The organism is Streptococcus thoraltensis DSM 12221 (assembly GCF_000380145.1).
Taxonomy (GTDB): domain Bacteria; phylum Bacillota; class Bacilli; order Lactobacillales; family Streptococcaceae; genus Streptococcus; species Streptococcus thoraltensis.
Genome location: NZ_KB904630.1, coordinates 1 through 26,045 on the forward strand (window position 1 = coordinate 1; position 26,045 = coordinate 26,045).

At 38.5% G+C, this 26,045-nt stretch carries 22 protein-coding genes; 17 read left to right on the forward strand and 5 right to left on the reverse strand.

The window, feature by feature from the left end:
• Nucleotides 1-213 (reverse strand): transposase (locus A3IA_RS0109535; RefSeq protein ID WP_018381095.1); only part of this gene is annotated, 213 nt, incomplete at its 3' end.
• Between the two features lie 187 nt (nucleotides 214-400).
• On the opposite strand from A3IA_RS0109535, the gene A3IA_RS0109540 reads away from it, so the two are divergent.
• The 7 genes from A3IA_RS0109540 to sstT all read left to right on the forward strand — a co-directional run bounded on the left by A3IA_RS0109540 (nucleotide 401) and on the right by sstT (nucleotide 8,073).
• Nucleotides 401-1,270, forward strand: coding sequence for a MetQ/NlpA family ABC transporter substrate-binding protein (locus A3IA_RS0109540; RefSeq protein WP_018381096.1), 870 nt, complete (start codon nucleotides 401-403; stop codon nucleotides 1,268-1,270).
• A 314-nt stretch (nucleotides 1,271-1,584) separates the two neighbouring features.
• A complete protein-coding gene (locus tag A3IA_RS0109545; protein ID WP_018381097.1) occupies nucleotides 1,585-2,943 on the forward strand; it encodes a M20/M25/M40 family metallo-hydrolase in 1,359 nt (452 codons plus the stop codon).
• Nucleotides 2,936-4,000 (forward strand): methionine ABC transporter ATP-binding protein, encoded by a 1,065-nt coding sequence (locus A3IA_RS0109550; protein ID WP_018381098.1) that lies wholly within the window; start codon nucleotides 2,936-2,938, stop codon nucleotides 3,998-4,000. Before A3IA_RS0109545 ends, A3IA_RS0109550 begins: the two co-directional genes overlap by 8 nt.
• Entirely contained in the window at nucleotides 4,001-4,693 is a 693-nt protein-coding gene (locus tag A3IA_RS0109555; protein ID WP_018381099.1) for a methionine ABC transporter permease, read from the forward strand. It abuts the gene before it with no gap.
• 94 nt (nucleotides 4,694-4,787) lie between these two features.
• A complete protein-coding gene (locus A3IA_RS0109560; RefSeq protein WP_018381100.1) occupies nucleotides 4,788-5,576 on the forward strand; it encodes a carbon-nitrogen family hydrolase in 789 nt (262 codons plus the stop codon).
• 1 nt (nucleotide 5,577) lies between these two features.
• Entirely contained in the window at nucleotides 5,578-6,753 is a 1,176-nt protein-coding gene (locus tag A3IA_RS0109565; protein ID WP_018381101.1) for a pyridoxal phosphate-dependent aminotransferase, read from the forward strand.
• Nucleotides 6,754-6,864: 111 nt separating this feature from the next.
• Nucleotides 6,865-8,073, forward strand: coding sequence for a serine/threonine transporter SstT (gene sstT / locus A3IA_RS0109570; protein WP_018381102.1), 1,209 nt, complete (start codon nucleotides 6,865-6,867; stop codon nucleotides 8,071-8,073).
• An 899-nt stretch (nucleotides 8,074-8,972) separates the two neighbouring features.
• Here the strand turns inward: sstT and brnQ are convergent.
• The 4 genes from brnQ to rsmG all read right to left on the reverse strand — a co-directional run bounded on the left by brnQ (nucleotide 8,973) and on the right by rsmG (nucleotide 13,631).
• The gene (gene brnQ / locus A3IA_RS0109575; RefSeq protein WP_018381103.1) at nucleotides 8,973-10,355 is read right to left on the reverse strand and encodes a branched-chain amino acid transport system II carrier protein; all 1,383 of its coding nucleotides are present in this window, start codon (nucleotides 10,353-10,355) and stop codon (nucleotides 8,973-8,975) included.
• Nucleotides 10,356-10,829: 474 nt separating this feature from the next.
• Complete coding sequence (locus tag A3IA_RS0109580) at nucleotides 10,830-11,501, reverse strand: potassium channel family protein (RefSeq protein ID WP_018381104.1); 672 nt, start codon at nucleotides 11,499-11,501, stop codon at nucleotides 10,830-10,832.
• A gap of 18 nt (nucleotides 11,502-11,519) precedes the next feature.
• A complete protein-coding gene (locus tag A3IA_RS0109585; protein ID WP_018381105.1) occupies nucleotides 11,520-12,893 on the reverse strand; it encodes a TrkH family potassium uptake protein in 1,374 nt (457 codons plus the stop codon).
• Nucleotides 12,894-12,917: 24 nt separating this feature from the next.
• Nucleotides 12,918-13,631, reverse strand: coding sequence for a 16S rRNA (guanine(527)-N(7))-methyltransferase RsmG (rsmG, locus tag A3IA_RS0109590; RefSeq protein ID WP_018381106.1), 714 nt, complete (start codon nucleotides 13,629-13,631; stop codon nucleotides 12,918-12,920).
• Nucleotides 13,632-13,744: 113 nt separating this feature from the next.
• On the opposite strand from rsmG, the gene htpX reads away from it, so the two are divergent.
• The 10 genes from htpX (at nucleotide 13,745) to A3IA_RS0109640 (ending at nucleotide 26,007) form a co-directional block, all read left to right on the forward strand.
• Complete coding sequence (gene htpX / locus A3IA_RS0109595) at nucleotides 13,745-14,650, forward strand: zinc metalloprotease HtpX (RefSeq protein ID WP_018381107.1); 906 nt, start codon at nucleotides 13,745-13,747, stop codon at nucleotides 14,648-14,650.
• Nucleotides 14,651-14,679: 29 nt separating this feature from the next.
• Nucleotides 14,680-15,213: a DUF177 domain-containing protein gene (locus A3IA_RS0109600; protein ID WP_018381108.1), complete on the forward strand. Its 534-nt coding sequence runs from the start codon at nucleotides 14,680-14,682 to the stop codon at nucleotides 15,211-15,213.
• 233 nt (nucleotides 15,214-15,446) lie between these two features.
• Nucleotides 15,447-16,136 (forward strand): response regulator transcription factor, encoded by a 690-nt coding sequence (locus tag A3IA_RS0109605; protein WP_018381109.1) that lies wholly within the window; start codon nucleotides 15,447-15,449, stop codon nucleotides 16,134-16,136.
• Between the two features lie 43 nt (nucleotides 16,137-16,179).
• Complete coding sequence (locus A3IA_RS0109610; protein WP_244862342.1) at nucleotides 16,180-17,637, forward strand: sensor histidine kinase; 1,458 nt, start codon at nucleotides 16,180-16,182, stop codon at nucleotides 17,635-17,637.
• A gap of 477 nt (nucleotides 17,638-18,114) precedes the next feature.
• A complete protein-coding gene (gene nrdR / locus A3IA_RS0109615) occupies nucleotides 18,115-18,588 on the forward strand; it encodes a transcriptional regulator NrdR (protein WP_026217663.1) in 474 nt (157 codons plus the stop codon).
• Nucleotides 18,588-19,760, forward strand: a complete 1,173-nt coding sequence (locus A3IA_RS0109620; RefSeq protein WP_018381112.1) for a replication initiation and membrane attachment family protein — start codon at nucleotides 18,588-18,590, stop codon at nucleotides 19,758-19,760. The genes nrdR and A3IA_RS0109620 overlap by 1 nt, the downstream gene beginning before the upstream one ends.
• Before the next feature lie 2 nt (nucleotides 19,761-19,762).
• Nucleotides 19,763-20,665 carry a primosomal protein DnaI gene (dnaI, locus tag A3IA_RS0109625; RefSeq protein ID WP_018381113.1) on the forward strand — a complete coding sequence of 301 codons (903 nt, stop codon included), beginning with the start codon at nucleotides 19,763-19,765 and terminating at the stop codon, nucleotides 20,663-20,665.
• A gap of 62 nt (nucleotides 20,666-20,727) precedes the next feature.
• Nucleotides 20,728-22,038, forward strand: a complete 1,311-nt coding sequence (gene der, locus A3IA_RS0109630) for a ribosome biogenesis GTPase Der (protein WP_018381114.1) — start codon at nucleotides 20,728-20,730, stop codon at nucleotides 22,036-22,038.
• A 42-nt stretch (nucleotides 22,039-22,080) separates the two neighbouring features.
• Nucleotides 22,081-22,608, forward strand: coding sequence for a thioredoxin domain-containing protein (locus A3IA_RS0109635; RefSeq protein ID WP_018381115.1), 528 nt, complete (start codon nucleotides 22,081-22,083; stop codon nucleotides 22,606-22,608).
• Between the two features lie 300 nt (nucleotides 22,609-22,908).
• Nucleotides 22,909-26,007 (forward strand): pilus expression-regulating Snf2 family helicase, encoded by a 3,099-nt coding sequence (locus tag A3IA_RS0109640; RefSeq protein ID WP_018381116.1) that lies wholly within the window; start codon nucleotides 22,909-22,911, stop codon nucleotides 26,005-26,007.
• The last annotated feature ends 38 nt before the right edge of the window (nucleotides 26,008-26,045 follow it).

Here is a 26,045-nt window from a genome sequence, read left to right on the forward strand (position 1 = left end):
GTAAATATCTTTTAGTAAGAGATACTTGAACATCATGATAGGAGAGTAGGCACGACGTCCGAAGTCAGGTTGATAATTCTTTTCCAGCTCATCATAAATAAAGCTAAAATCACAGAGTTCCGTTAGCTGCCGTAAAAAATGAGTTTTAGGAACAACAATATCATACAGAGTAGAATAGGGACTAACATCTAAAGTCAACTGATTATCAAGCATATCATCACCTCAACTTTAGTATAGCAAAAAAAGCCATCAAACGATGACTTTTTCAGTGGGCTCGTCATTTGCTCAACTCTTTTTTTGTTATAAGCTATAGCTATAGCTAAACCTAGTTTTTAACAACTTGTTTTTTATAACTGCCTATGCCATAATAAGAAAGTATTAAAAATAAGAGGTGAGAGCTATGACAATTAAAAAATTTTTAGGCATTGCAGGTATTGCACTGGCTTCAACGGTTACTTTAGCAGCTTGTTCAGGTGATGAATCAGCTGATGATAAGAATGTTGTTCGCGTTGGTATCATGACTAGAACTGATGCTACAGAACCTCTATGGGATCGTGTTGAAGAATTAGCTGAGAAAAAAGGTGTTGAGCTAAAATTCACAGAATTTACTGACTACACGCAACCAAACAAAGCCCTTAAAAATGGTGAAATCGATGTCAATGCGTTTCAACATTACAATTTCTTGAACGATTGGAATAAGAAAAATAATGGTGATTTGGTAGCAGCAGCTGACACACTCTTGAGTCCAATTCACTTGTTCTCAGGCTTAGATGGTAAAAAAGCCAAATACACAGATGTCAAAGACATTCCAAAAGGGGCAACGATTTCAGTGCCAAACGACCCAACCAATGAAAGTCGTGCTCTCTATGTTCTTCAGTCAGCAGGTTTGATTAAACTGTCTAAATCAGGTGAAGAAGTAGCGACACTTGACGATATTACATCAAATTCAAAAGATTTAAACATCAAAGAAATCGCTGCTGATCAATCCGCTTCAACGCTGACATCAGTTGATGCAGCTATTGTTAATAACAACTATGCTGTTGACGCGGGTGTTGATTATGACACATCAATCTTCACTGAAGAGAAAAATGATAGTTCAAAACAATGGATTAACATCATTGCTGCTCAAAAAGATTGGAAAAAATCTGATAAAGCAGATGCAATCAAGACTTTGATTGATGTTTACCAAACGGATGAAGTTGCTAAAATCATCAAGAAAGCATCTAAGGGTACAGATATTGCTATCTGGGAAGGTGCTCCAAAAAATTAATTCAAGTCTCCAATAATTTATTAATGAACAAGTAAAATAGGCGTGTGAGAAGCACTCCTGTTTTCTTGTTATGGTATCGTCTTTTGAATTGACTTTGATACACCGACACTTTCGACTTGCCGCATACTCATACTCACTGAAAATAAAAAAGCAGACTAGGCGACACAGATAGCAGATAGAACTGTCTTCATCAAATCAAGTCAACAAGGTCTGGTTTTGATTTTCGAAGAGTATCAAGTACTGCCCGTGTCTTTCGTTCCTTGTTCTAAAAGTTAATTCATTTGACTATAGTATTGAGCATAGAGAGGAAGAACATGCCAGAGATAAATCAAACTAAAGAAAAAGCTAGCTTGACGGAACATTATCTTGAAGTTTTGGAAAAACTAATTGCAAGCAAATCTATTTTTGCTCAAGCAGTTGGTCTGGCTGAAACAGCAGCCTATCTTAAAGAAGTCTTTGAAGATGCTGGCGCAGAGGTTACTGTTGATGAGAGCTATGCTGCACCATTTATTCTGGCTCAGTTTAAGAGTTCACGACCAGAAGCCAAACATATTATTTTTTATAATCATTACGACACACAACCTGCAGATGCCGATCAGGTTTGGCAGAGTGACCCCTTCCAACTTACCTTCCGCAATGGTTACATGTATGGTCGAGGTGTAGATGATGACAAAGGTCACATTACAGCTCGCTTAACAGCGGTTGTAGCCTATTTGAAAAAGCATAGGGATTTGCCGGCTCACATTACCTTTATGATGGAGGGAGCGGAAGAATCCGCATCTGTTGATTTAGAAAAGTATTTAGCAAAATATGCTGATAAGTTAACTGATGCAGACCTTTTAGTTTGGGAACAGGGTATTCGTAATAAAGAGAATCAGATTGAAATTTCGGGTGGAACTAAAGGAATTGTCACCTTCAATGCAGAAGTAAAATCTGCTAAGGTTGATAGTCATTCTAAATTTGGAGCTATTTTTGATAGTGCAACGTGGTACCTTCTCAATGCTTTGAGTAGTCTCAGAGCAGCAGATGGTCGGATTTTGGTTGATGGTATCTATGAGGACATCATTCAACCGTCACAGCATGAGCTTGACTTAGTAGCAGAACATGCGCATATAGATTTGGAATCCTTAAGGGAATTATATGATTTAAGCCTTCCGACCTTAGCTAAAACGCAGGAGGATTTGAAAAGACGTCTGTTCTTTGAACCAGCTTTAACGATAGAAGGCTTATCATCTGGTTATCTTGGACAAGGTGTTAAGACGATTATTCCTGCTCAGGCTTCGGCTAAGCTAGAAGTGCGATTGGTACCGGGCATGGATCCTCACAAGGTTTTAGGCTTGATTGAAAAACAACTTGCCAAGAATGGCTACAATCAAGTACAATTAACCTACACTTTGGGAGAAAAAGGTTATCGAAGTGATATGACGGCGCCAGCTATTCAAAATGTGATTAACATTGCAGATCGTTTTTCACAAGAAGGTGTTGCTGTTTTACCGACGACGGCTGGTACTGGTCCTATGCATCAAGTATTTGAGGCTTTACAAGTACCTATTGTAGCCTTTGGGATTGGTAATCCTGATAGTCGGGATCATGGCAGTGATGAAAATGTCAAAATGACAGACTATGAGACACATATAAAAATGATAGAGGAGTTAATTGCAAGTTATGACTGATGCGATTATAAATTTAGAACATATCGATATCACTTTTCATCAGAAAAAACGTGTTATTGAGGCCGTGAAGGATGTTTCTGTAAGCATCAATAAAGGTGATATTTATGGTATTGTTGGTTACTCAGGTGCTGGGAAATCAACTTTGGTGAGGGTGATTAACCTTCTACAAGTGCCAACGTCAGGAAAGATTACTATTAATGATGATGTGACTTATGATAATGGAAAGGTTCAACTGTCATCAGCTGAATTGCGCCAAAAACGCCAAAAAATTGGAATGATTTTCCAACACTTTAACTTGATGGCTCAAAAGACGGCTTCTGAAAATGTTGCGTTTGCCTTGCGTCATTCAGATTTGAGTAAGGAAGCCAAAGCCAAGAAGGTTTCAGAGTTATTAGAGTTGGTAGGTTTGTCTGATCGTGCGGACAATTATCCAGCACAGCTATCTGGCGGTCAAAAGCAACGTGTCGCTATTGCGCGCGCCCTAGCAAATGATCCAGAAATTTTGATTTCTGATGAATCGACATCAGCTTTGGATCCGAAAACAACCAAGCAGATCTTGGCTTTGTTGCAAGATCTTAACCGAAAATTAGGCTTGACGGTGGTGATGATTACCCATGAAATGCAGATTGTTAAAGACATCTGTAACCGTGTTGCCGTAATGCAAAATGGCGTTCTAATCGAAGAGGGTTCGGTTTTAGATATTTTCTCAAATCCAAAAGAAGAATTAACACAAGAGTTTATTAAAACAGCGACTGGTATTGATGAAGCCATGATTAAGATTGCACAGCAAGATGTTGTTGCTAATCTAGCAGCAGATTCTATTTTAGTGCAACTTAACTATGCGGGAACATCGACAGATGAGCCAATTTTGAACGATATTTACAAACGATTCCAAGTCACTGCCAATATCCTTTACGGGAATATTGAAATTCTTGATAATACACCTGTTGGTGAAATGGTGGTTATTTTATCAGGAACTTTGGATAATCTATCAGCAGCACAAGAAGCCATCACAGCAGCTGGTATTCACTTAACGATTTTGAAGAGAGGTGCCTAGATGTTAGAGTGGATTCAAACGTATTTACCAAATGTTTATAATATTGGTTGGACAGGGGATAATGGCTGGTTAGCAGCCATCAATGCTACCTTATACATGACTATTGTCTCCTTTATTATCGGTGGTCTTTTAGGTCTCCTTGCCGGTCTCTTTCTTGTTTTGACGGGACCTGGTGGTGTTATTGAGAATCGTCCTGTTTTCCAAGTTTTGGATAAGATTACTTCGGTCTTTCGCGCTATTCCTTTCATCATCTTGTTAGCTATTTTGGCGCCAGTGACCTTCTTTATTGTCAAAACAAATCTTGGTGCGACAGCTGCCTTGGTTCCCCTCTCAGCAGCGACTTTCCCATTTTTTGCTCGTCAAGTTCAGGTGGTTTTATCAGAACTAGATCGTGGAGTGATTGAAGCAGCACAGGCTTCAGGAGCAACGCTTTTTGATATTATCAAGGTTTATCTTGGAGAGGGTTTGCCTGATCTTATTCGTGTGTCAACAGTAACCTTGATTTCCTTAGTTGGAGAAACAGCTATGGCGGGAGCTATTGGAGCTGGAGGTCTTGGTAACGTTGCTATTTCTTATGGTTACAACCGTTCCAATACAGACGTTACCTTTATGGCTACGTTAGCAATCCTTTTGTTAATCTTTGCCATCCAATTTATCGGAGATTTCCTAACACGAAAACTTAGTCATCGCTAATCATTGTTGATGAGTGTAACAGGGCTTATCAAGAGCAATACATAAAGGAGGTTTTACCTGTTGGTAAGCCTTTTTTTGATCAATAGGGGGTATTATGAAAGTTGCTTTATTACAAATGGCCATCAAAGAAGGTCAGCCTGATAAAAATCGTCAGCACCTTTTAGAATTGTTGGATGATGATGTCACCTTAAATCAGGTAGATTTACTAGTATTGCCAGAATTATGGGATACGGGTTATGCTTTGGCAGATTTGGACGCTTGTGCTGATGAGAACGGACGAGAAGCGCAAGAATTTTTAGCGGAGTTGGCTAAAAAATATCACATCAACATTATCGGAGGTTCGATAGCTAGAGCCCACGATGGACGCTATTTTAATACTTCTTATACTTTCGAGCGTAATGGACAATTAATCAATTGTTATGATAAAGTTCATCTGTTTGGGCTCATGGGTGAAGACAAGTATCTGTCGGCAGGTGATAGCGACAGCAGTTTTTTAATAGATGATATTTTAACCAGTCAAGTTATTTGTTACGATATACGCTTTCCAGAGTGGCTTCGCAAGCAAATGGCTAAGGGGGCAAAACTTTTGGTGGTTCCTGCGGAATGGCCGAGTGCTAGAATTTCACAATGGAAAATTTTATTGCAGGCAAGAGCTATTGAAAATCAAGCTTTTGTCGTTGCTGTTAACCGGACAGGGCAAGGTCTGCTAGATAGCTTTGATGGTCATTCCCTAGTCATTGATCCATTGGGCAATATTCTTTTAGAAACTGATGATCAAGAGGGGCTTTCGCTTTTTGATATTGATTTTTCAAAGATTGAAGAAGTTCGCGGTCAAATACCTGTTTTTGCAGACCGTCGTCTAGACTTATACGAGGAGGATTAGGATGGGATTTTCACAGTCACATTTATTAGATCAATTACCTAAGCAATTTTTCGCAGATTTGGTCGCTAAGGTCAATGCTCAAGTAGCTGCTGGTCATGACGTTATTAATCTTGGACAGGGGAATCCTGATCAGCCGACTTATGATTTTATTGTCGAAGCCATGGCGAAAGCAAGTCGAAAGCCTCTAAACCATAAATATTCCAATTTTAGAGGACAGACTTCTTTGAAAGAAGCGATAGCTACCTTTTATAAAAGACAATATGGTGTTGACTTGGACCCTGAAACTGAAGTTTGTATTTTAGGAGGTGCCAAAATTGGCTTGGTTGAATTCCCTCTAGCCTTGATGAATCCAGGTGAGAAATTATTACTACCCGATCCCGGCTATCCAGATTATCTTTCCGGAAGCGTTTTAGGACAAGTCGACTATGATACCTTTCCTTTGCTTGCTGAGAATGATTTTTTACCTGACTATGCTAGTTTTTCAGATAAGCTATTGGATAAGGCAACATTTCTCTATTTAAATTACCCCAACAACCCAACTGGTGCAGTAGCTAGTGCTGAATTTTATGACCAAACGGTGGCTTTTGCCAAGAAAAATGGTTTAGGAATTGTCAGTGACTTAGCTTATGGTGCTCTAGGAGCTGATGGCTATGATAATCCTAGCTTTTTGTCTTCAAAAGGGGCTAAAGATGTAGGTATTGAACTTTATACATTCTCCAAAACCTTTAATATGGCGGGCTGGCGCTTGGCTTTTGCAGTGGGAAATAAAGATATGATTTCAGCACTCAATCTGTTGCAAGATCACCTTTTTGTCTCAGTCTTTCCAGCCATTCAAGAAGCTGGTCGCATCGCCTTGCTTGATGAGAGAAGTGATGACGCTATTTATCACTTAAACAAGCTCTACGATCAAAGGCGACATGCCTTTGTTGAAGCAGCTGCAGAAATCGGTTGGCATGCCTACCCTTCTAAAGGGAGTTTCTACGCTTGGATGCCAGTTCCTAAAGGTCACACTTCCGAAACATTTGCGGATTTCTTATTGGAAGAAGCTAAGGTTGCTGTCGCTCCGGGTCTAGGTTTCGGTGCTGCCGGAGATGGTTACGTACGAATTGGTCTTTTAGAAAGTACCGAGCGCTTGCTTGAAGCGGTAGAAAGAATAAAAAGATTAGATTTGTTTTAAATAATTGAAAGTAACTTGAATTTTTAGATAATTTTTTATGATATAATAGGTAAATGGAGGCGATATGTTCCTCTTATATTATAAAAATGTAATAAAAATACAGGAGAAGTTATGAAAAAAGCATTTCACGCTTGGGGACGTGTTAGTCTAGTCAAGCGCATTGTTATTGGTGTCATTGTCGGTTGTCTTTTAGGTTTACTTGTTCCTAAAATGACCTTTATTGGATTAATTGGGAAGATGTTTGTTGGTGGCTTGAAAGCTATCGCTCCACTCTTGGTATTTGCCCTTGTTGCTAATGCCTTATCACAATCACGTGATGGGCAAAAGAGCAATATGAAGATTGTTGTCTTTCTTTATCTTTTAGCGACATTTTCAGCAGCCTTTGTTGCAGTTTTGAGCTCATACGTCTTTCCGGTGACGTTGACATTGACAGAATCAGCTGCTGCCAATGCTGATTCACCTGAAGGCATTGCACAGGTTTTCCAAACCTTACTCTTGAACGTCGTAGATAATCCAATCAATGCTCTTGTTCAGGCTAATTATATTGGGGTATTATCATGGGGAGTAATCTTTGGCTTAGCCTTGCGTTCAGCTAGCAAAACGACAAAAGAGCTTTTGGCTACTTTGGCAGATGTCACAGCCCAAATTGTTAAGGGAATTATTGAATTAGCACCGCTTGGTATCATGGGATTGGTCTTTTCGACAATTTCTGAAAATGGTATCTCAGTATTAGCTGATTATGGTATTTTGATTTTAGCACTTGTTGGAACAATGGCTTTTGTCGCCTTAGTTATCAACCCGCTATTAGGCTTCATCATGATGGGGAAAAATCCTTACCCACTTGTTTTTCAATGTTTGAAAGAGTCAGGGGTAACAGCCTTCTTTACACGTAGTTCAGCAGCGAATATCCCTGTTAATATGGGGCTTTGTGAGAAGTTAGGCTTGAATCCAGATACCTATTCTGTTTCTATACCACTCGGAGCAACCATCAATATGTCAGGGGCGGCAATTACCATTAATGTTTTGACCTTAGCTGCAGCGCGTACCTTAGGGATTGAAGTTGACTTTGCTACAGCCTTTATTTTAAGTGTTGTTGCAGCAGTCTCAGCATGTGGAGCTTCAGGTGTTGCTGGTGGGTCTCTACTTTTGATTCCTGTCGCATGTAGCTTGTTTGGTATTCCAAATGACATCGCCATGCAAGTTGTTGGTGTCGGCTTCATTGTCGGTGTTGTTCAAGACTCTTGCGAAACAGCTTTGAACTCATCATCGGATGTCTTCTTTACGGCAGTTGCTGAAAAATCACATTTTAATAATCGTTAAGTAAAAGGCTATCAGAATTTTTCTGATAGCTTTTTATACTCAATGAAAATCAAAAGCAAACTAGGCAACGCCGATGCAGATAGAGCTGAAGTTCATTAAATCAAGTCAATAAGGTCTGCTTTTGATTTTGGATGAATATTAAATGTGGTGTAGTGGGTGGATGAAAAGCTAACACCTATGAAAATGTGAGATTAGGGGCTTTATTTTTAATTCCTAGCAGTTGTGTGATAAGATGTGATTGTTCCATATAAGTTTTTCTAAATGATAGTTTAGTCACTTTTCATTATAGGTCATATAGGGCTTTTTGTATGCAATCAAAAAGCCCTATGATCTCCAGAGTGGGTTTCCCCACTACAGAAATTATAGAACCTTAAATGTAAACCAATGCTCTAAATGATTGAGAAATTGAAAATGTAAGACCTGATTGTAAATAAACAAACACTTAGGGATGCTGATTGATACTCAATGAAAATCAAAAGCAGACTAGGAGACGCCGATGCAGATAGAACTGAAGTTCATTAAATCAAGTCAACAAGGTTTGAATTGATTTTCGAAGAGTATCAAGTACTGCCCGCCTCTTTTCTGTTCCTTGCCCGAAAGTTAATTTATTTGATTATAGTAATCTTTCTAAGAGTTAGATTGAAGACAAATGCCCCGAATGGACTTTTTCTTCAATCTTTTTTTGTAGCTAAAAACGAAAAAACTACTAAAAACGTTGAAATAACAGTCTTTTTAAACCTTTAATTATTATTCGTTCTCCCTGTTAGATGTCCCAAATATCACATTTTCAGGGATTTGTTTGCGTTCTGAATCTTTCTAAGAGTTTTTATTTCCCAAGAAAACCAAAAAAGTTGAAGAATATTATCCAAAATGGATTTTCTTCAACCTGAGCTGTTTTGTTATTTATTTTTGAAGTAGTAATGGTACCCCAGTATTCCAATAGCATAACCAATCAGTGCAAAGGTAATCCATCCCATGTTGTATTGTCCCAAAGGTACAGTATGGGTAAAGAAATGGTTGATTGTATCTGGTAAATGGAAGAATCCGGTCATGGTTCCCAGTGTTGACGAAAAGTCATAGAAACCAGCAATAAATGTGGAAGCAATCGTTGTCTGGTAGACAAAGGAATGATTGGCGAAGAATTGTTTCGTGAACACTAGTAAAATCAAAGCAATGGTCAATGGGTATAGGAGATAAAGAAATGGTGTCGACCATTTAATAATTTCTGATAATCCGCCAAAGTAAAAGAGCGTAGACATAAGCGTAAAAATCGTTACCCATGTCACGTGAGATAATTTAGGCATGAAGCTATGGAAGAATTCTGAACAAGCTGTGATTAATCCAGAAGACGTTGTCAGACAGGCTAGGAAAATAACAACTGAAAGAATGGTCTGTCCGAAATTACCTAGATAGAATGCTGCGGATTGATTGAGGATGTGACCACCATCGACTTGGATGCCGTAAAACTCAAAGATACCACGATTCAAGGTGAATAGGCTTTGAGATGTGGCACCGATGTGTCCGATAAAGACATAAACTAGAGAAAGCAAGAAGCAGGCAATCAGACCCGATTTAACAACATTTTGTCCAACTTGTCTTTTTTCACTGATACCGTGATCTTTGATTGCATTAATGACGAGAATGGCAAAGGCTAGTGAAGCTAAGGCATCCATTGTCCCATAGCCTTGAAGGAGGCCAGCTACAAATGGCGAGTCTTTAAAAGCATTATTGACAGTCTCTGAAGCATTGCGTGGTTCTCCTAGTCCACCGATGGGATTGATAAGAGAAACAACAATCAAAAGAGCAAGGACAGCTATCAAAATAGGCGTTAGGTATTTTCCGATATAATCTGCAATTTGACTCGGTTTAACAGCTAATAAATAGGATAAACCAAAGAAGACTAGAGCGTAGATTACCCTTACTAGTGGGCTATTACCAAAAATAGGCTCAATTCCGATAGAAAATGATGTCGCGCCTGTCCGTGGGATGGCAAAGAAAGGACCGATTGAAAGGTATAAGACGGCTGCGAAAATTAAGGCATACCACTTGGAAACGGGGCGGGCAAGATCCTGAGGACTCTCATGTCCAGAAAAGGCTACGGCGGTGACCCCTAGCAAAGGAAGACCGATACCAGTGATACAGAATCCTATGATAGATTGCCAGAAATTTTGCCCTGAATAAAGGCCTAAAAAGGCTGGGAAGGTTAGGTTTCCTGCACCAAAAAAAAGTGCGAAAAGCATAAATCCAACAATAAGTGTCGGATTTTTAAATTTTTTTAACATGTAAAGACGATACTTTCTAAAAATGAGTATTGTGTTATAAAAAAACAACGTTTATTATTTTAGAATTATTCTGACATTTTGTCAACTTGTCTTACTAGGAATCTTACAAAATAAAAGACGTCAGACAGAACGTAGACAAACCCCTGCAACTTTGATATTTCGGAACATCTCGCAGGGAAATGGGGAATAATTAAACACTCAAAAACGTTGAAATAACAGCGTTTTTGAGTGTTTTTGTTTTTGGCTACTGAGAAAAAAGCTTGGAGGAAGATATCCAAAATAGACTTTTTCTTCAACCTGAGACCAATTTAAAAATTGGTCTGCCTACTAGAACCTAGATACCTATTTGAAAATGTGATACTCTAGGAAATCCTGCTAGATGCGACGAATAATGATTAAATGTTTAGACATGCTGTAATTTCAACAGGTCTGAGATTTTCTTGTTTTTGACGACAGAGAGAAAGATGAAAGCAATTATTTTAAGTAGCCTAAATAGTCAAATTTTTCAAAAGTGCGAGAATTTGTAACAGCACTTATTTGGATATTATCTGGCAGAGGCTCTTGAGCGTTAAAATCTGTTGTTAGGCTTTCCATATTTCCTCTGCGAATACCGACAACGTTCAATTCGTATTTGTTACGCACATCAAGTTCAATCAGGTTTTTACCAACCCATTTTTGGGGGATTTTAAATTCAATGATAGAAATATCGTCTTCAACATGGATGATATTGGAAATGTGACGTCTTAGAATGTGAGATGCTAATGATTTTCCAGAAGCTCTCTCGGGCATGATAACGCGACTGGCTCCAATATTGTACAAAACATCTTCAAAAATCCCGCTTTTAGCTTTGGCGATAATATTTTGAACCCCCAGTTTTTTGCAATGCATGACAGCAAGAACTGAGGCTTCGAGACTGTTACCTGTTGCAATCACAACAGTGTCACAGTGTTCAATACCGACACTTTCGAGAAATTCGTAGTTGGTAATGTCACCGACAGCAGCACGAGTGACAGTATTAGCAACCGCTTGAACATGATCTTCGTGATAATCAAGGGCAATGACTTCTTGGTCAAAGGTACAAAGTTCTTCGGCGACGGTTTTTCCGAAAATTCCGAGGCCTAGGACACCAATAATTTTTTTAGACACAATTATTTCCTTTCTGTCTTATCCAACTGAAATATTTGCTTTAGCATAATGGATAGTTTTTTCTTTCTTTTGTAATAGGCTGAGCAGCACTGTTACTGGTCCAACACGACCAATAAACATGAGAATGATAATAATGATGCGCCCAGCTGTAGACAAATCGGCAGTCAAATTCATAGAGACACCAACAGTCGCAATAGCTGATGACACTTCAAATAAAAGCTTAAAGGGACTTACTGTTTTTTCGACTATCAATAATAGAAGAAATCCGGTAATCATAATACTGAAGAAAAAGATGATGATGGTTAGCGTTTGTTTGATAATGCGATTGTCGATAGTGCGGTGATGGAAGGTAACTTCTGTCTGTCCAGAAAGTTCAGCTTTAAAGAGTAAAGCGATAATAGCAACAACGGTAATCTTAATACCGCCAGCTGTACCTCCAGGTGCTCCCCCCATAATCATTTGGATCATGTAGAGGAAATTAGTAGCAGGATTGGCATTTTCATAATTAATGGTTGCAAAGCCAGCTGTTCTCATTGTAACAGTCTGAACAAGAGAAGTCATAAACTGCTGCATGGGAGATAGGTTGGCGATGGTTTTTGTATTGTTAAATTCTAATAGCCAGCTTAGTGCTGTTCCTATTACTAAGATAATAGCTGTTGTTTTGAGAACTAGGCGTGATTGATTCGTTAGGGCACGAAAAACCGTTGTCAGACGTCTTGGGCGTTCAGAAAGGTAGCTTTTAACGCACTGTATTATATCCTGCCAAACACCAAATCCTAGACCACCTGCTATAATCAAGCCAATAATGGTAAAGTTGATAATGGGGTTCGTTGCATAATTTTGTAAGCTAGATGAGCCAAGGTTATCAAATCCCGCATTACAAAAAGCTGAGATGGCTAGGAAAATAGCATTGAAGATGCCGTGACCTAAGCCAAATCGTGGTATAAAATCAATCATTAGGATTAGGGCGGCGATACTTTCAATGATAAAGGTAAATTGATAAACCAGATAGAGAAATTTTTTTAAGTCCTGTCCGCTATCTCGACTCAATGCTGACTGTAGCAAAGATTGATCGGATAAATTAATTTTGCGGTGGAGGGCATAGCTACTAATGGCTATTAAGGTAACTAAGCCCAGACCACCGATTTGCATGAGGAGCATGACAATGATTTGTCCGATTCCATTATAAACATCCCCCACAGCAAAAACCGACAAGCCTGTTACGCAAACCATAGAAGCAACATTAAAGAGATGGTCAAAATAACTGGTTTGTGGAGCGTCAGCATAGTGTGTAAAAGGCTGTGAGAGGATGAGACTACCGACTAAAATAACGATAATGAAACTAAAGCTAAGTCGCTGAGTCACCGACCATTTGGAAATAAAAGTTGACATGAAAGTCCTTTCTGATGATCAAGATTAAAGTGGTTTTTTATTCGGAGTTCCAGCTTTTCGTGGGTATTTTTTGGGTGTTTCCTTCTTCTTTTCGACAATAGTAATATTTCTAGGGTCTCCGTTTGGAAGCTCGTAATCCCTGCTTTCAATAATCTGTGCAAAAAGGGTCGTGAGAGCATTTTTTGCCTGCTCCATCTCTTGGTCAGCTGCACTCGCTTTTAAGGCGATTAATCGACCATTTAATTTTAAAAAGGGAATCGTTAATTCGGCTAAAATTTGCATTCTCGCAACTGCTCGAGCTGTTACAAAATCAAATTGTTGACGAAATTGTTTGTCTTGACCAAAATCTTCAGCACGTCCATGGAAGAAGTGCACCTTGGTCAAGGATAATTCATCAGCTAAAAGATTTAAAAATTGAATCCGTTTATTGAGAGAATCGACAATGGTGACATCTAAGTTGGGGAAGATGATTTTCATAGGAAGGCTGGGAAAACCAGCTCCAGCACCGATATCAAGGATTCGAACGGATTCATTTGCCAAATGTCCTTGTAAAATAGGGGCAATGGAATCGTAGAAATGTTTGAGATAGACATCGTTTTTTTCAGTAATAGCAGTAAGGTTTATCTTTTGATTCCATTCGACCAAAAGTTCAAAATAACGCTCAAATTGCTTCTTTTGTTTGTCTGTTAGAGTAATGCCATGAGTTTTTAGCTGCTCATAAAAAGTTTGCGGTGTCATATAAGCTCCTTGTATCTTAAACTTCCCCTATTTTATCACAATCACTTGCTATTTTCTTTAGAAATTATCATAAACCTGCTATAATGAAGAGAAACATTCTTAGGGGATGACAGATGTTAAGACAACAGATTGCAAGTAATAAAAGAAGGACCATTTTTCTTCTTGTTTTCTTTTTTAGTTTGCTCAGTGCTATAGGAGCAGCGATAGGCTATCTTATGATTGGAAATACAGGCTTTGGTCTCACTATTGCATTAATTATCGGGATCATTTATGCTGCAAGTATGATTTTTCAATCGACACAAGTGGTGATGTCAATGAATGGTGCCAGAGAGATTGGGCCTGAGCAAGCTCCTGAATACTATGATATTGTTGAGAAGATTGCCATGGTAGCACAGATTCCAATGCCAAAAGTATATATTATTGAAGATGAAGCATTAAATGCTTTCGCAACAGGTTCTAGCCCAGAAAATGCTGCCGTTGCGGCTACCAGTGGATTACTCAAGGTGATGAATCGAACAGAATTGGAAGCCGTTATCGGTCATGAAATTAGTCATGTGAGAAATTACGATATTCGCATTTCAACAATTGCGGTAGCTCTCGCTTCTGTTGTAACCATGATTTCGAGTATTGGCGGTCGTCTCATGTGGTATGGTGGAGGAAGACGAAGAGATGATCGTGAGGACAGCTCGGGGGCTTTGGTTTTTGTTTTTGCTATTATTACCATTATATTGGCTCCGATGATAGCAAGTTTGGTTCAATTAGCTATTTCACGACAGCGTGAATATTTGGCAGATGTTAGTTCAGTAGAATTAACTCAAAATCCTCAGGCTATGATCAATGCCCTTAAAAAATTGCAGTCTTCAAAACCAATGTCACATGATGTTGATGAGGCAAGTGCCGCCTTGTACATTAGTGACCCCAGAAAGAATGAATCTTTTAAATCCTTCTTTCAAACCCATCCACCCCTTGAAGAACGCATCAAGAGATTGGAAGAAATCGCAAATAGTCATTCATTATAAATTGAAAAAACATATAGAAAAGGTAGAGCATGAAGGTAACAGAAATCCGAAAAAATCCAGAAGGATTGCACTTTGAAAAAGAATTAGACTTAAAAGATCAACTCATTGCGCGTGATGAGACAGTAATTGATTTGCAACATTTAAAAGCAGTTGGTGTTGTGAGCTTTGATGATGGGCTTTACTTACTAAATTACCAACTTTCTTATGATTTGACTTTGCCATCAAGTCGTTCGATGGAAGCGGTGACCATTTCTGAAGACTATCCTGTTTCCGAAGTTTTTATTGCAGCAGCCGATGTTTCAAGTAAGAAAGAGTTGGTTGAAGAAAATCTTGTTTTAATTATCGAAGATGATGAGATTAATCTTTCTGAAAGCATTTTAGATAATATTTTGCTAAATATTCCATTAAAAGTTCTCACAAAAGAGGAAGAAAAGTCTGAAACAATGCCAGAAGGTAATGATTGGGTTGTTCTGACTGAAGAACAATATCAGGCTATGAAGGAAGAAGAAAAACAAGAAAATAGCCCATTTGCGTCGCTTTCAGGCTTGTTTGATGAGGATTGAGATAAATTGATACCATTTTGACATATAAGTTTAATTTGTAATCTTTCGTAAAACATGGTATGATGAAATATCTGGAAATTATTGAAACGACGCTTGCTGATAATAGTTTAACTAAAAATGAGTAAACGCTACTATTTAATTCGTTTATTTATCAATTGTTGAGACTATTTAGGTATGTAGAATCTTATTATTATAGATAATATAAAGTTTAATTAAATAACAAAGGTGGTAAAATGACGAAACACATTTTGATTATAGAAGATGAGAAAAATCTTTCACGCTTCGTTTCTTTAGAATTACAACATGAAGGTTATTCTGTAGCGGTTGAAAACAATGGTCGTGCTGGCTTAGAAGCTGCACTTGAAAAAGATTTTGACTTGATTCTTTTGGATTTAATGTTGCCAGAGATGGACGGATTTGAGATTACACGCCGTTTACAACAAGAAAAATCAACGTATATCATTATGATGACAGCAAGAGATTCAGTGATGGACATCGTTTCAGGCTTGGATCGAGGCGCAGATGATTACATTATCAAACCATTTGCAATCGAGGAGTTATTGGCTCGTGTCCGTGCTGCATTCCGTCGCCAAGAAATCGAAGAAAGTAAACGAGCATCATCAGGTGGAGCAAGCTACCGTGATCTTAAATTAGATCCTCAAAACCGTTCAGCTGTCCGTGGTGATGAAACAATTCCATTGACAAAACGCGAGTTTGACTTACTCTCAGCCTTGATGTCAAATATGAACCGCGTTATGACTCGTGACGAATTATTGAACCTTGTTTGGAAATACGACGAAGCTGTTGAAACTAACGTCGTTGATGTTTATATTCGTTACCTTCGTGGTAAAGTTGATGTCCCTGGTAAGGAGTCTTACATTCAAACAGTTCGTGGTATGGGGTATGTCATTCGTGAAAAATAAGCAGTTTTTTGAAAAACTACATCGAATGTCATTGAGAAAAAAAATGGTCCTAGTAACAATGGGACTGTTTTTTCTCATTTTGACTACATTTACCACTATGGTTCTGCTATTTTCAAATGATTTATTGATAAAACAGGAAGAAACGACGATTATAGCAACAGCAGATTTGGTACAAAGCCACATTTCGGATATTGATGAGCCTTTAACCAAAGAAAATCTAATTGAATATTTGCAGACAACTCAGATAATTGAGATGTCAAGTCCTGAAACTGTTCTAACCGAAGGAATGGCTATTTCGGGGAATAATTCGGTTTCCCATCTTTTATTTTCAAACCAGATGGCATACCTTTACAATACCAAGAAAGAGATGCTTTTTACGACGGGCTTAGAAGTTGAGCACATCGATCTTGGCCCGCTTAATAAGCTGCGTTCGGAGAGAATTGATGGTTTTAGGGGATTCACGATTAACGTTCCTATTTATAACAAGTCTGGAAAAAAAGTGATTGGCTATGCTAAGCTGTTTCACAATCTTGAATTCTATTATACGTTGAAGAATCGCTTGATTATTTTGCTACTTTTCTTGGAAGTTGGAACGATTGTTATCGTCTTAGTCATTATGCGCCGTAGCATTGAGAACTTCCTTAGACCCATATATAGCTTACGCCGTGTCATGCGTCGGATTGAGGGGGATCCTACTGATTTGAACGTCCGAGCGGATATTAACAGTGGGGACGAGATTGAAGAGCTGTCTCATATGTTTAATGCCATGATGGCACGTATCGCTGAACAAAATAAGTTACAACAACAGTTTATTAGTGATGTTAGTCATGAGTTGAGAACACCTGTTGCTGTTATTAAAGGACACTTGGACATGCTTAGTCGCTGGGGAAAAAATGAACCGGAAATTTTAGATGAAAGTTTAGAGGCCAGTCGTCACGAAGCACACCGCATGAGCTTGATGATTAGTGATATGCTTGATTTGATTCGATTGCAAGGTAATCTGACTGGAAAAAATAAAGAAGTTAGTAGTTTAGAACCTTCCATGCAGGTTTCGCTATATAATTTTGAAATCCTAAGACCAGACTTTCAATTTGCTCTTCATGTGAAGGCAAGTAATGTTCAAGCCAAAATTGCCAAGAACCACTTTGAACAGCTTTTGACGATTTTGATTGATAATGCCATTAAATATTCACCGCACGGAGGTTTGATTGAATTAACCTTGGATAAGGAAGAAGGTTACGCACTGGTCACGGTCAAAGATCATGGAGAAGGGATTGCAGAAGAAGATTTGCAAAACATTTTTGAACGTTTCTATCGGACGGATAAGTCGCGTAATCGTGAAGGGACTAGAGCTGGTTTGGGAATTGGTCTATCCATTCTTAAGCAAATTTGTGATGCCTACGATTGTCGTTTGAAAGTTGAAAGTGAAGTCAATGTTCAAACGAGTTTTACCATTGCGATACCATTGGCGGAACCAGAACCAGATTTTTTTGAGGAATAATTGTCATGGTCAAATGAATTAACTTTCAGAACAAGGAACTGTAACGCGGATAGTACTTGATACTCTTCGAAAATCAAAAGCAGATCTTGTTGACTTGATTTGATGAACTTCTATTCTATCTGGATCTGCATCGTTTAGTTTGATTTTGCTTTTCTTCGAGTATGCGTAGAGCAAGTCGAAAGTGACGATGTAGCAAAGTTAATTCAAAAGACTATACATTCGATAAATTAGATAACAACAAGTAAGTTATTGCTATTCAAACGAGTAGTAATGACTTACTTTTTTTAAGTTTTTATTGTCCAAAATGACGGGGTGAAATAGATATTGAGACTAGTAATAATCGTGTCTGGTCGTTTTGTTTCTAGATGAAACTATGGTATAATAAAGTATTACAAAGCTGATTTTAAGCTGGTGTTTGAAAGACCTCTTTAACTCAGTTTTCGAGTAACAATTTTAAGAAAGATTGGGGTGCTTTTTGTGCGTTGTCCAAAATGTCATACTACAAAATCAAGTGTTGTCGATAGTCGTCAAGCTGAAGAGGGGACAACTATCAGAAGACGCCGAGAATGTGATAATTGCCATAATCGTTTTACAACCTTTGAGCGTGTTGAAGAGATACCGCTCTTGGTGGTTAAAAAAGATGGAACCAGGGAGGCTTTCTCAAAAGATAAGATTTTACACGGGATTATCATGAGTGCCCAGAAGCGTCCGGTTTCTAGTGAAGACATTGAAAATGTCATTAGCCGAATTGAGCAGGCTATTCGTAGTAACTATGAAAATGAGGTTCCAAGTACAGTGATTGGTAACATGGTCATGGATGAGTTGGCAGAACTTGATGAGATTACCTATGTTCGTTTTGCGTCGGTTTATCGTAGCTTTAAGGATGTTGATGAGATTGAAGAATTGCTACGACAAATTACCAATCGTGTTCGCGGGAAAAAGGGTAGTTAATGAGACCTATTGATGAATTTTCATTTGTAAAAGGAAATGCGGTTGATGCATCATCACAGGCTTTGATGACTTGTTATTACCCAATTATTGGTCAAGAAGCCTTCAGTCTTTATCACTATTTGGTAGCCTTTAAAGATGACGGAACTAAGAAACATAAGTTTTCAGAGATTCTTAACCATACCTTAATGGGAATGACAGCTTTTGAGACGGCTTTAGCTACTCTAACTGCTATGGATCTTGTTGCTTTTTACCAACAAAGAGATACTTATCTGATAAAACTGAAGGCTCCTTTACCCAGTGAAGATTTTTTGAAGGTGTCCCTCTATCAACAGTTGCTTAGCCAAAAGATTGGGGAGACTGCCGTTGATGAGTTGCGAGTTATTCTGCCAGAAAATGTGCGGAATTTGTCTAAGAATTTCTCTGACGTGTTTGATGATCAAGGGCAAATAGCCCTCGTCCAAGAAGCTGGCAGATCGAAAGAATCGTTTGATTTGGATGCTTTTAAGAATTTGATGAAGCGTGATGGTTTATCCTTCGCTCAAGAAAAATCGGACATTATTGGTTTGTATCGTATAGCTGAAAACCATAAAATGACTTGGTTTGACACTTACTTACTAGCTAAAGAAACTGCTGTTAATTTGACCATTTCCTTGTCACGGATGAAGGCTAAAAAAGAACAATCGAAAGTAGCTCCTGTTAAAACAGGAGAATTGACGCCTCAAGAAGCAGTTATCGTTAAGGAAGCTCAGCTTGATCGAGCAGATGTTTTCCTAGCTAAAATCAAGAAAACACGTAAGGCTGCTATCACTTATGATGAGAGACAGTTGCTTTTAGATTTAGCTAAAATGGGTTTTTTAGATGAGGTTATCAATGTCATTGTGCTTTATACCATCATGAAAACCAATTCAGCAAATGTGAATAAGAAATACGCCATGAAGATAGCTAATGACTTTGCTTATCAAGAGATTAACAAGGCTGAAACAGCTATTTTAAAGATGCGAGATTTTTCAAATAAATCAGTAAAAAGCACTCAGACATCATCCAATAAACAAACCAAGCCTAATATTCCTGAATGGAGTAATCAAGATTATCAAAATCAGACGTCTGATGAGGAGCAAAGAAGACTAGAGGAAGCGAGACGGAAAGCTTTGGAACGTCTTAGAAAGGACTGATCATGGAAAAAGTAGGAAAAACTTTAAACAAATCGGGACATTCTAGGCATTTCGATGCAAATCAGGTGACCCAGTTAATCTTATCGGATCCAGATGTTGTGACGTTTATCAATCAACATGGTTTGACGCAGGATGAAATTAAACGTAGCTTACCCAAGTTCAATCAATTTATTAACGAACGCCGCAAGTTCCAAGATAAGGAATCATCCTATATTGCTAAGGGCTATGAACCTATTCTAACGATGAATGAAGGTTATGCTGATGTGACTTATTTGGAAACTAAGGAGTTAAAAGAAGCTCAGGAACAAAAGGCGATCGAGGATCGGATTAACTTGGTTAGTTTGCCAAAATCATATAAATTCATTTCTTTTGCTGATGTCTTACTGGACGATGTCAAGCGTTTGGATGTTTATGAAAGTTTGGTTGACTTTATCAGCCAGTACCCGAGTCCAGATCAAAAAGGTCTTTACCTCTATGGAGATATGGGGGTAGGAAAATCCTTTTTCATGGCGGCTTTAGCGCATGAACTTTCAGAGAAGAAGAATGCTATGACAACTATTCTTCATTATCCAAGTTTTACGATTGACATTAAAAATGCCATTAAAACGGATTCTGTTAAAGATGAAATTGATGCCATTAAAACTAGTGAAGTCTTAGTTTTAGATGATATTGGTGCGGAGCAAACCTCATCTTGGGTACGTGATGAAGTTTTACAAGTTATTCTGCAATACCGGATGCAAGAAAATTTACCGACCTTCTTTACATCGAATTACAGTTTTGCGGATTTGGAACGAAAACTAGCTAATGGTCGAAATGGTGACGAAACGTGGCAGGCTAAGCGTGTTATGGAGCGTGTTCGCTTTTTGGCTAGGGAAACCCATTTGCAGGGTGAAAATAGAAGATAGTACCTTGGGTCATCTTTTAGCATTTTGAAAATAATTTAAGAAAAATAAGATAGGGAGACATTATGTCCTTACCAACAGTTGCTATTGTCGGGCGCCCTAATGTGGGGAAATCGACGCTATTTAATCGTGTTGCTGGAGAACGCATTTCTATTGTAGAAGATGTGGAGGGTGTGACACGTGACCGTATTTATACCAGTGCGGAGTGGCTTAATCGCCAATTTTCTTTGATTGATACCGGTGGTATTGATGACGTGGATGCACCATTTATGGAGCAAATCAAGCACCAAGCAGATATTGCCATGACAGAAGCAGATGTCATTGTTTTTGTCGTGTCGGCAAAAGAAGGCGTGACCGATGCGGATGAATACGTTGCGCGCATACTTTACAAAACAAACAAACCAGTGATTCTAGCTGTCAATAAGGTTGATAACCCTGAAATGCGTTCGGAAATCTATGATTTCTACACGCTCGGTTTAGGCGATCCTTATCCTGTTTCATCTGTTCATGGTATTGGTACGGGTGATGTCTTAGATGCCATTGTGGAAAGTCTTCCGACAGAACATGAAGAAGAAAATTCAGATATTATTAAATTTAGTTTGATTGGACGTCCTAATGTTGGTAAATCAAGTCTTATCAATGCTATTTTGGGTGAAGAGCGTGTGATTGCTAGTCCAGTTGCAGGAACAACACGTGATGCCATTGACACTAATTTTACGGACAGCGAAGGTCAAGAATACACCATGATTGACACCGCTGGTATGCGTAAATCAGGTAAAATTTACGAAAATACCGAGAAATATTCTGTCATGCGGTCCATGCGTGCCATTGACCGTTCAGATGTTGTCTTAATGGTTATCAATGCTGAAGAGGGGATTCGTGACTATGATAAACGTATCGCTGGTTTTGCTCATGAGGCAGGCAAAGGGATTATTATCGTCGTTAACAAATGGGACACCATCAAAAAAGATAACCACACAGTAAGTCAATGGGAAGCGGATATTCGCGATAACTTCCAATTCTTAGCTTATGCGCCAATTATTTTTGTCTCAGCTGAAACCAAGCAACGTCTTAACAAATTACCTGAGATGATTAAACGCATCAGTGAAAGTCAAAATCGCCGAATTCCATCTGCTGTGCTTAACGATGTTATCATGGATGCTATTGCCATCAATCCGACGCCAACGGATAAAGGGAAACGTCTCAAGATTTTTTATGGGACACAAGTCGCTGTTAAACCACCAACTTTTGTTATCTTTGTCAATGAAGAAGAGTTGATGCATTTCTCATACCTTCGTTTCTTGGAGAATCAAATTCGGGCAGCTTTTGGATTTGAAGGGACACCTATTCATCTCATAGCACGTAAACGTAGCTAATCATGTAGAAATAAGCGATTCAGATTGCTTTTTAGGGAGTTTATGAAAAAACTATCTTTAGTCGGTTTCTTTGCCTTCGGGCTTGGTCTTGTTTTTCTTATTTATCGTCTGGTTGCCCCACCTACTGTTGAGCAGAAACAGCAGGCTAGTTACGATACTAGCACTGAACAATTTATAGTTGCGGATGACAGTGAAACTCTTTCGAAAATGACTTCTAAGCAGGCTGGGATATACTTTTATGGGTTTCCAGAATGTCCTTGGTGCCAAGAATTGCTCCCAATAGTTAATGATGCCTTGCAGGGAGAAAAAGCAAGTGCTTATGTTGTTGATATTCATGGAAATAGCTATAGCGAAGAAGATGCCGCCACTCTCAAGACATTTTACCAACTAAACGTCAAGCAAAAAGAGGTTCTAGTCCCTTTCTTGGTTTTTATCAATCAAGAGGGACAAGTGAAAACTCACGTTGGTACCATTGAAGGGCATAATGCTAAAAAAGAAAAAATGACAAAAAATCAAAGAGAAGAATTGATGAAAGCCCTACGTGACTTGGTGATTTGGAGCCAGTCTTGATAAATACGTCAGAAAGCCAATAAAGGCTATCTTAAGTTTTTCTTACAGTTAATAACGATTGTATGGAGACCGTTTTGACGAATGAAGCGAGTGTCAAAAAAGATTTTCCCTTCCATTTTTGAAAAGACCTGTAAGAGGTCTTTTCTTTTACGCTAAAAAATCCTTAATGCCAATTATCATAAGCGAAATTCTAGTCTTTTTGTTATAATATAGGGATAGATAATGCAAGATTTAGCTAAAAATCCGTTTAAAAGAAGCAGTTTCGTTTAGCTTTATTTTGCATGAGAGGGTGAAAGAATTATGGCAAAATTAATTCCAGGTCGTATCCGCAATCAAGGAATTGCTTTTTATGAAGCGGGTGTAATTTCGATTATTTCTCAAGAAGGAACCTTGTTGCAGGCCAGTGTTGATGGGGTGACAATCCAGTATTCATTAAATGATGAGGAAGTTGCCTGTCAATGTGCTTTCTTCCATGAAAAAGCTTACTGTGAGCATTTAGCAGCGATTGAATATTTTTTGAAAAAAGATACTCAAGGCAAAGAACTAGCAGAACAACTGGAAGAACAAACTGACGTAGTAGAAGAAGTTACTGAAAGGCAGTCATTTGGCAGTTTATTTTTAGACACACTACAAATGAACGATAATAATGAGGATGCTTTTATTCTCAGTGCTGAAGGTCAACAAAGTTTATATTCTAACGACATCTGGTGGACGCTTCGAATTCGTCGCCTACCTGATCAAAGAAGCTATGTTATACGTGATATTAAGAGCTTTCTCAATCTTGTTAAAAAAGAGTCGTTTTATCAAATTGGAAAAAAATATTATGAACAATTATCATTTGGCCAATTCGACGAAGCTAGTCAGCAATTGCTTGAGTTTTTGTGGCGTATGACACCCGATACGTCTCAACAAGACTTAGAGTTTTTATTTCCTAATCATAGTCGCCATCTCATGGTTCCGTCAGGCTTCTTTGAAGAAGGATTGAGCTTGTTAAATCAGCTAGAATATTTTAGTTTAGAAGTTGGCTTAAAAACTTATCATCATATTGATTTTACTTACCTCCAGCCAGAACATAATCTCTTTGAATTCGAGGTTGAGGTTCATCAAAAGGCAATCGAATTGAGGGTTAAGGAGAGCAGTTATCAGGCTTATTTTGATAATCAGTATCTTTTTGTGAATGGACACTTTTATTATCTGGATCGTAAACAGCAAAAGTTGGTTGGTGCTTTAAAAACCTTACCAATTGCTGAGGATTTGGTAAAACACTTGTATTTTGATTTGAATGATCAGGATAAATTGGCAGCCAGCCTTTTAGACTTTGACATTTTAGGAACAGTAAGTGCCCCTAAAACTTTCAAGCAAAGAGATTTTAAAATACTTTTTGCTTTTGATTTGCATGATGACAATCGCCTTGTCTTACAAACGACCTTACAGTTTACAGACGTCGAAGTTACTACTAAAGCACAGCTCAAGAACCTACCTTTTGCAGTACATTACAAGAAGGAAGCTAGTCTTTTTCAATTGATCGAAAAAGAAAGTTTTGGCTTTGATCTAAGAGGCGAGAAGGTTCTTTCATCGAGTGATGATTTGGTTCAATTCTTTCAAACAAGTTTACCCAAGTTTCGTCAGTTAGGCGCTATTAAGATTTCAGAACGCCTGGAAGCCATGAAAGTGGTAGAGCGTCCTAAGGTTAGGGTAGAACGTCAAGGTGGTCTTTTAGATGTGTCCTTTGATTTCACACAACTGGGTGAAGAGGATGTCGATAAAGCCCTTCAAGCGCTCTTTGACAATCAATCCTACTTCATTGCTCAATCTGGGAAAATGGTTGTCTTTGATCAAGAAACACAAAGAATTAGTAAGTCACTGGAAGAATTACGAGCAAAGCCAATCCAAAATGGACATGTGCAGTTGGATAGTATCGCAGCATTCCATTTATCAGAAGCGTTTATGCGTTCAGAACAGGTAATCTTTTCTCAAGAATTCCAAGAATTAGCTAGGGATTTACGTCACCCAGAAGAGTTTGAACTTCCTGAATTATCGGTAAAAGCTGATTTACGTGATTATCAGCTTAGAGGAATCCAGTGGTTATCAATGCTGGATCATTATGGCTTTGGTGGGATTCTAGCTGATGATATGGGGCTTGGTAAAACCTTGCAAACAATAGCATTTTTGACAAGTAAGTTGACCAAAGATTCCCATGCTTTGATTTTGGCACCGTCTAGTCTGATTTACAATTGGCAGGAAGAATTCAACAAGTTTGCCCCACAGATTGATGTGGCTGTCTCCTATGGCTTAAAGCCAGTGCGTGATGAGATTATTGCTAGCAATCATCAAGTGACCATTACTAGCTACAGTTCTTTCCGACAAGATTTCAAGGAATATCAAGCACTTGCTTATGACTATCTGATTTTAGATGAAGCGCAGGTCATGAAAAACGCTCAAACGAAGATTGCACATTATTTAAGACAGTTTGAGGTTAAGAATGTCTTTGCCCTCTCGGGGACTCCTATTGAAAACAAACTTTTAGAGATTTGGTCTATTTTCCAAATCGTCTTGCCCGGTCTTTTGCCAAACCAGAAAGCCTTCTTAAAATTAGATGCCAATCAAGTTTCTAGATATATTAAGCCTTTTGTTCTTCGGCGAAAGAAAGAAGACGTTTTACCAGAATTACCTGATTTGATTGAAATCACTTATCCAAATGAGTTGGCTGAGAGTCAAAAAGCCATCTATCTCGCCCAGCTTCGTCAAATGCAGGAACGCATCAGTCGTTCTAGTGATTCAGAGATTAATCGCCAAAAAATCGAGATTTTATCTGGTATCACCAGATTACGACAAATTTGTGATACACCAAGCCTCTTTATGGATTACTCTGGAAACAGTGGAAAACTAGATAGCTTGCGAGACCTCCTTCTTCAAATTAGGGAAAACGGACATCGTGCTTTGATTTTCTCACAATTTAGAGGCATGTTGGATATTGCAGAGACAGAATTAGATAAATTAGGGTTAAGTACCTATAAAATAACGGGTTCAACCCCAGCAAATCAACGCCAAGAAATGACTCGAGCTTTTAATGCGGGGTCTAAAGATGCCTTTTTGATTTCCTTGAAAGCAGGGGGAGTAGGGCTCAATCTAACTGGCGCTGATACGGTTGTTCTGATTGATTTATGGTGGAATCCTGCTGTTGAGATGCAAGCGATTAGCCGAGCCCATCGGATTGGTCAAAAAGAAAATGTTGAAGTCTATCGTTTGATTACACGCGGAACGATTGAAGAAAAGATTTTGGAAATGCAAGAGAGTAAGAAAAATCTTGTCACAACAGTCTTAGATGGTAATGAAACAAGAGCAAATATGACGATTGAAGACATAAAAGAAATTCTTGGAATAGGTACCGAAAGATAACTTTGAAAAAGTGGACTCTTTAGTTTATAATAGGACTG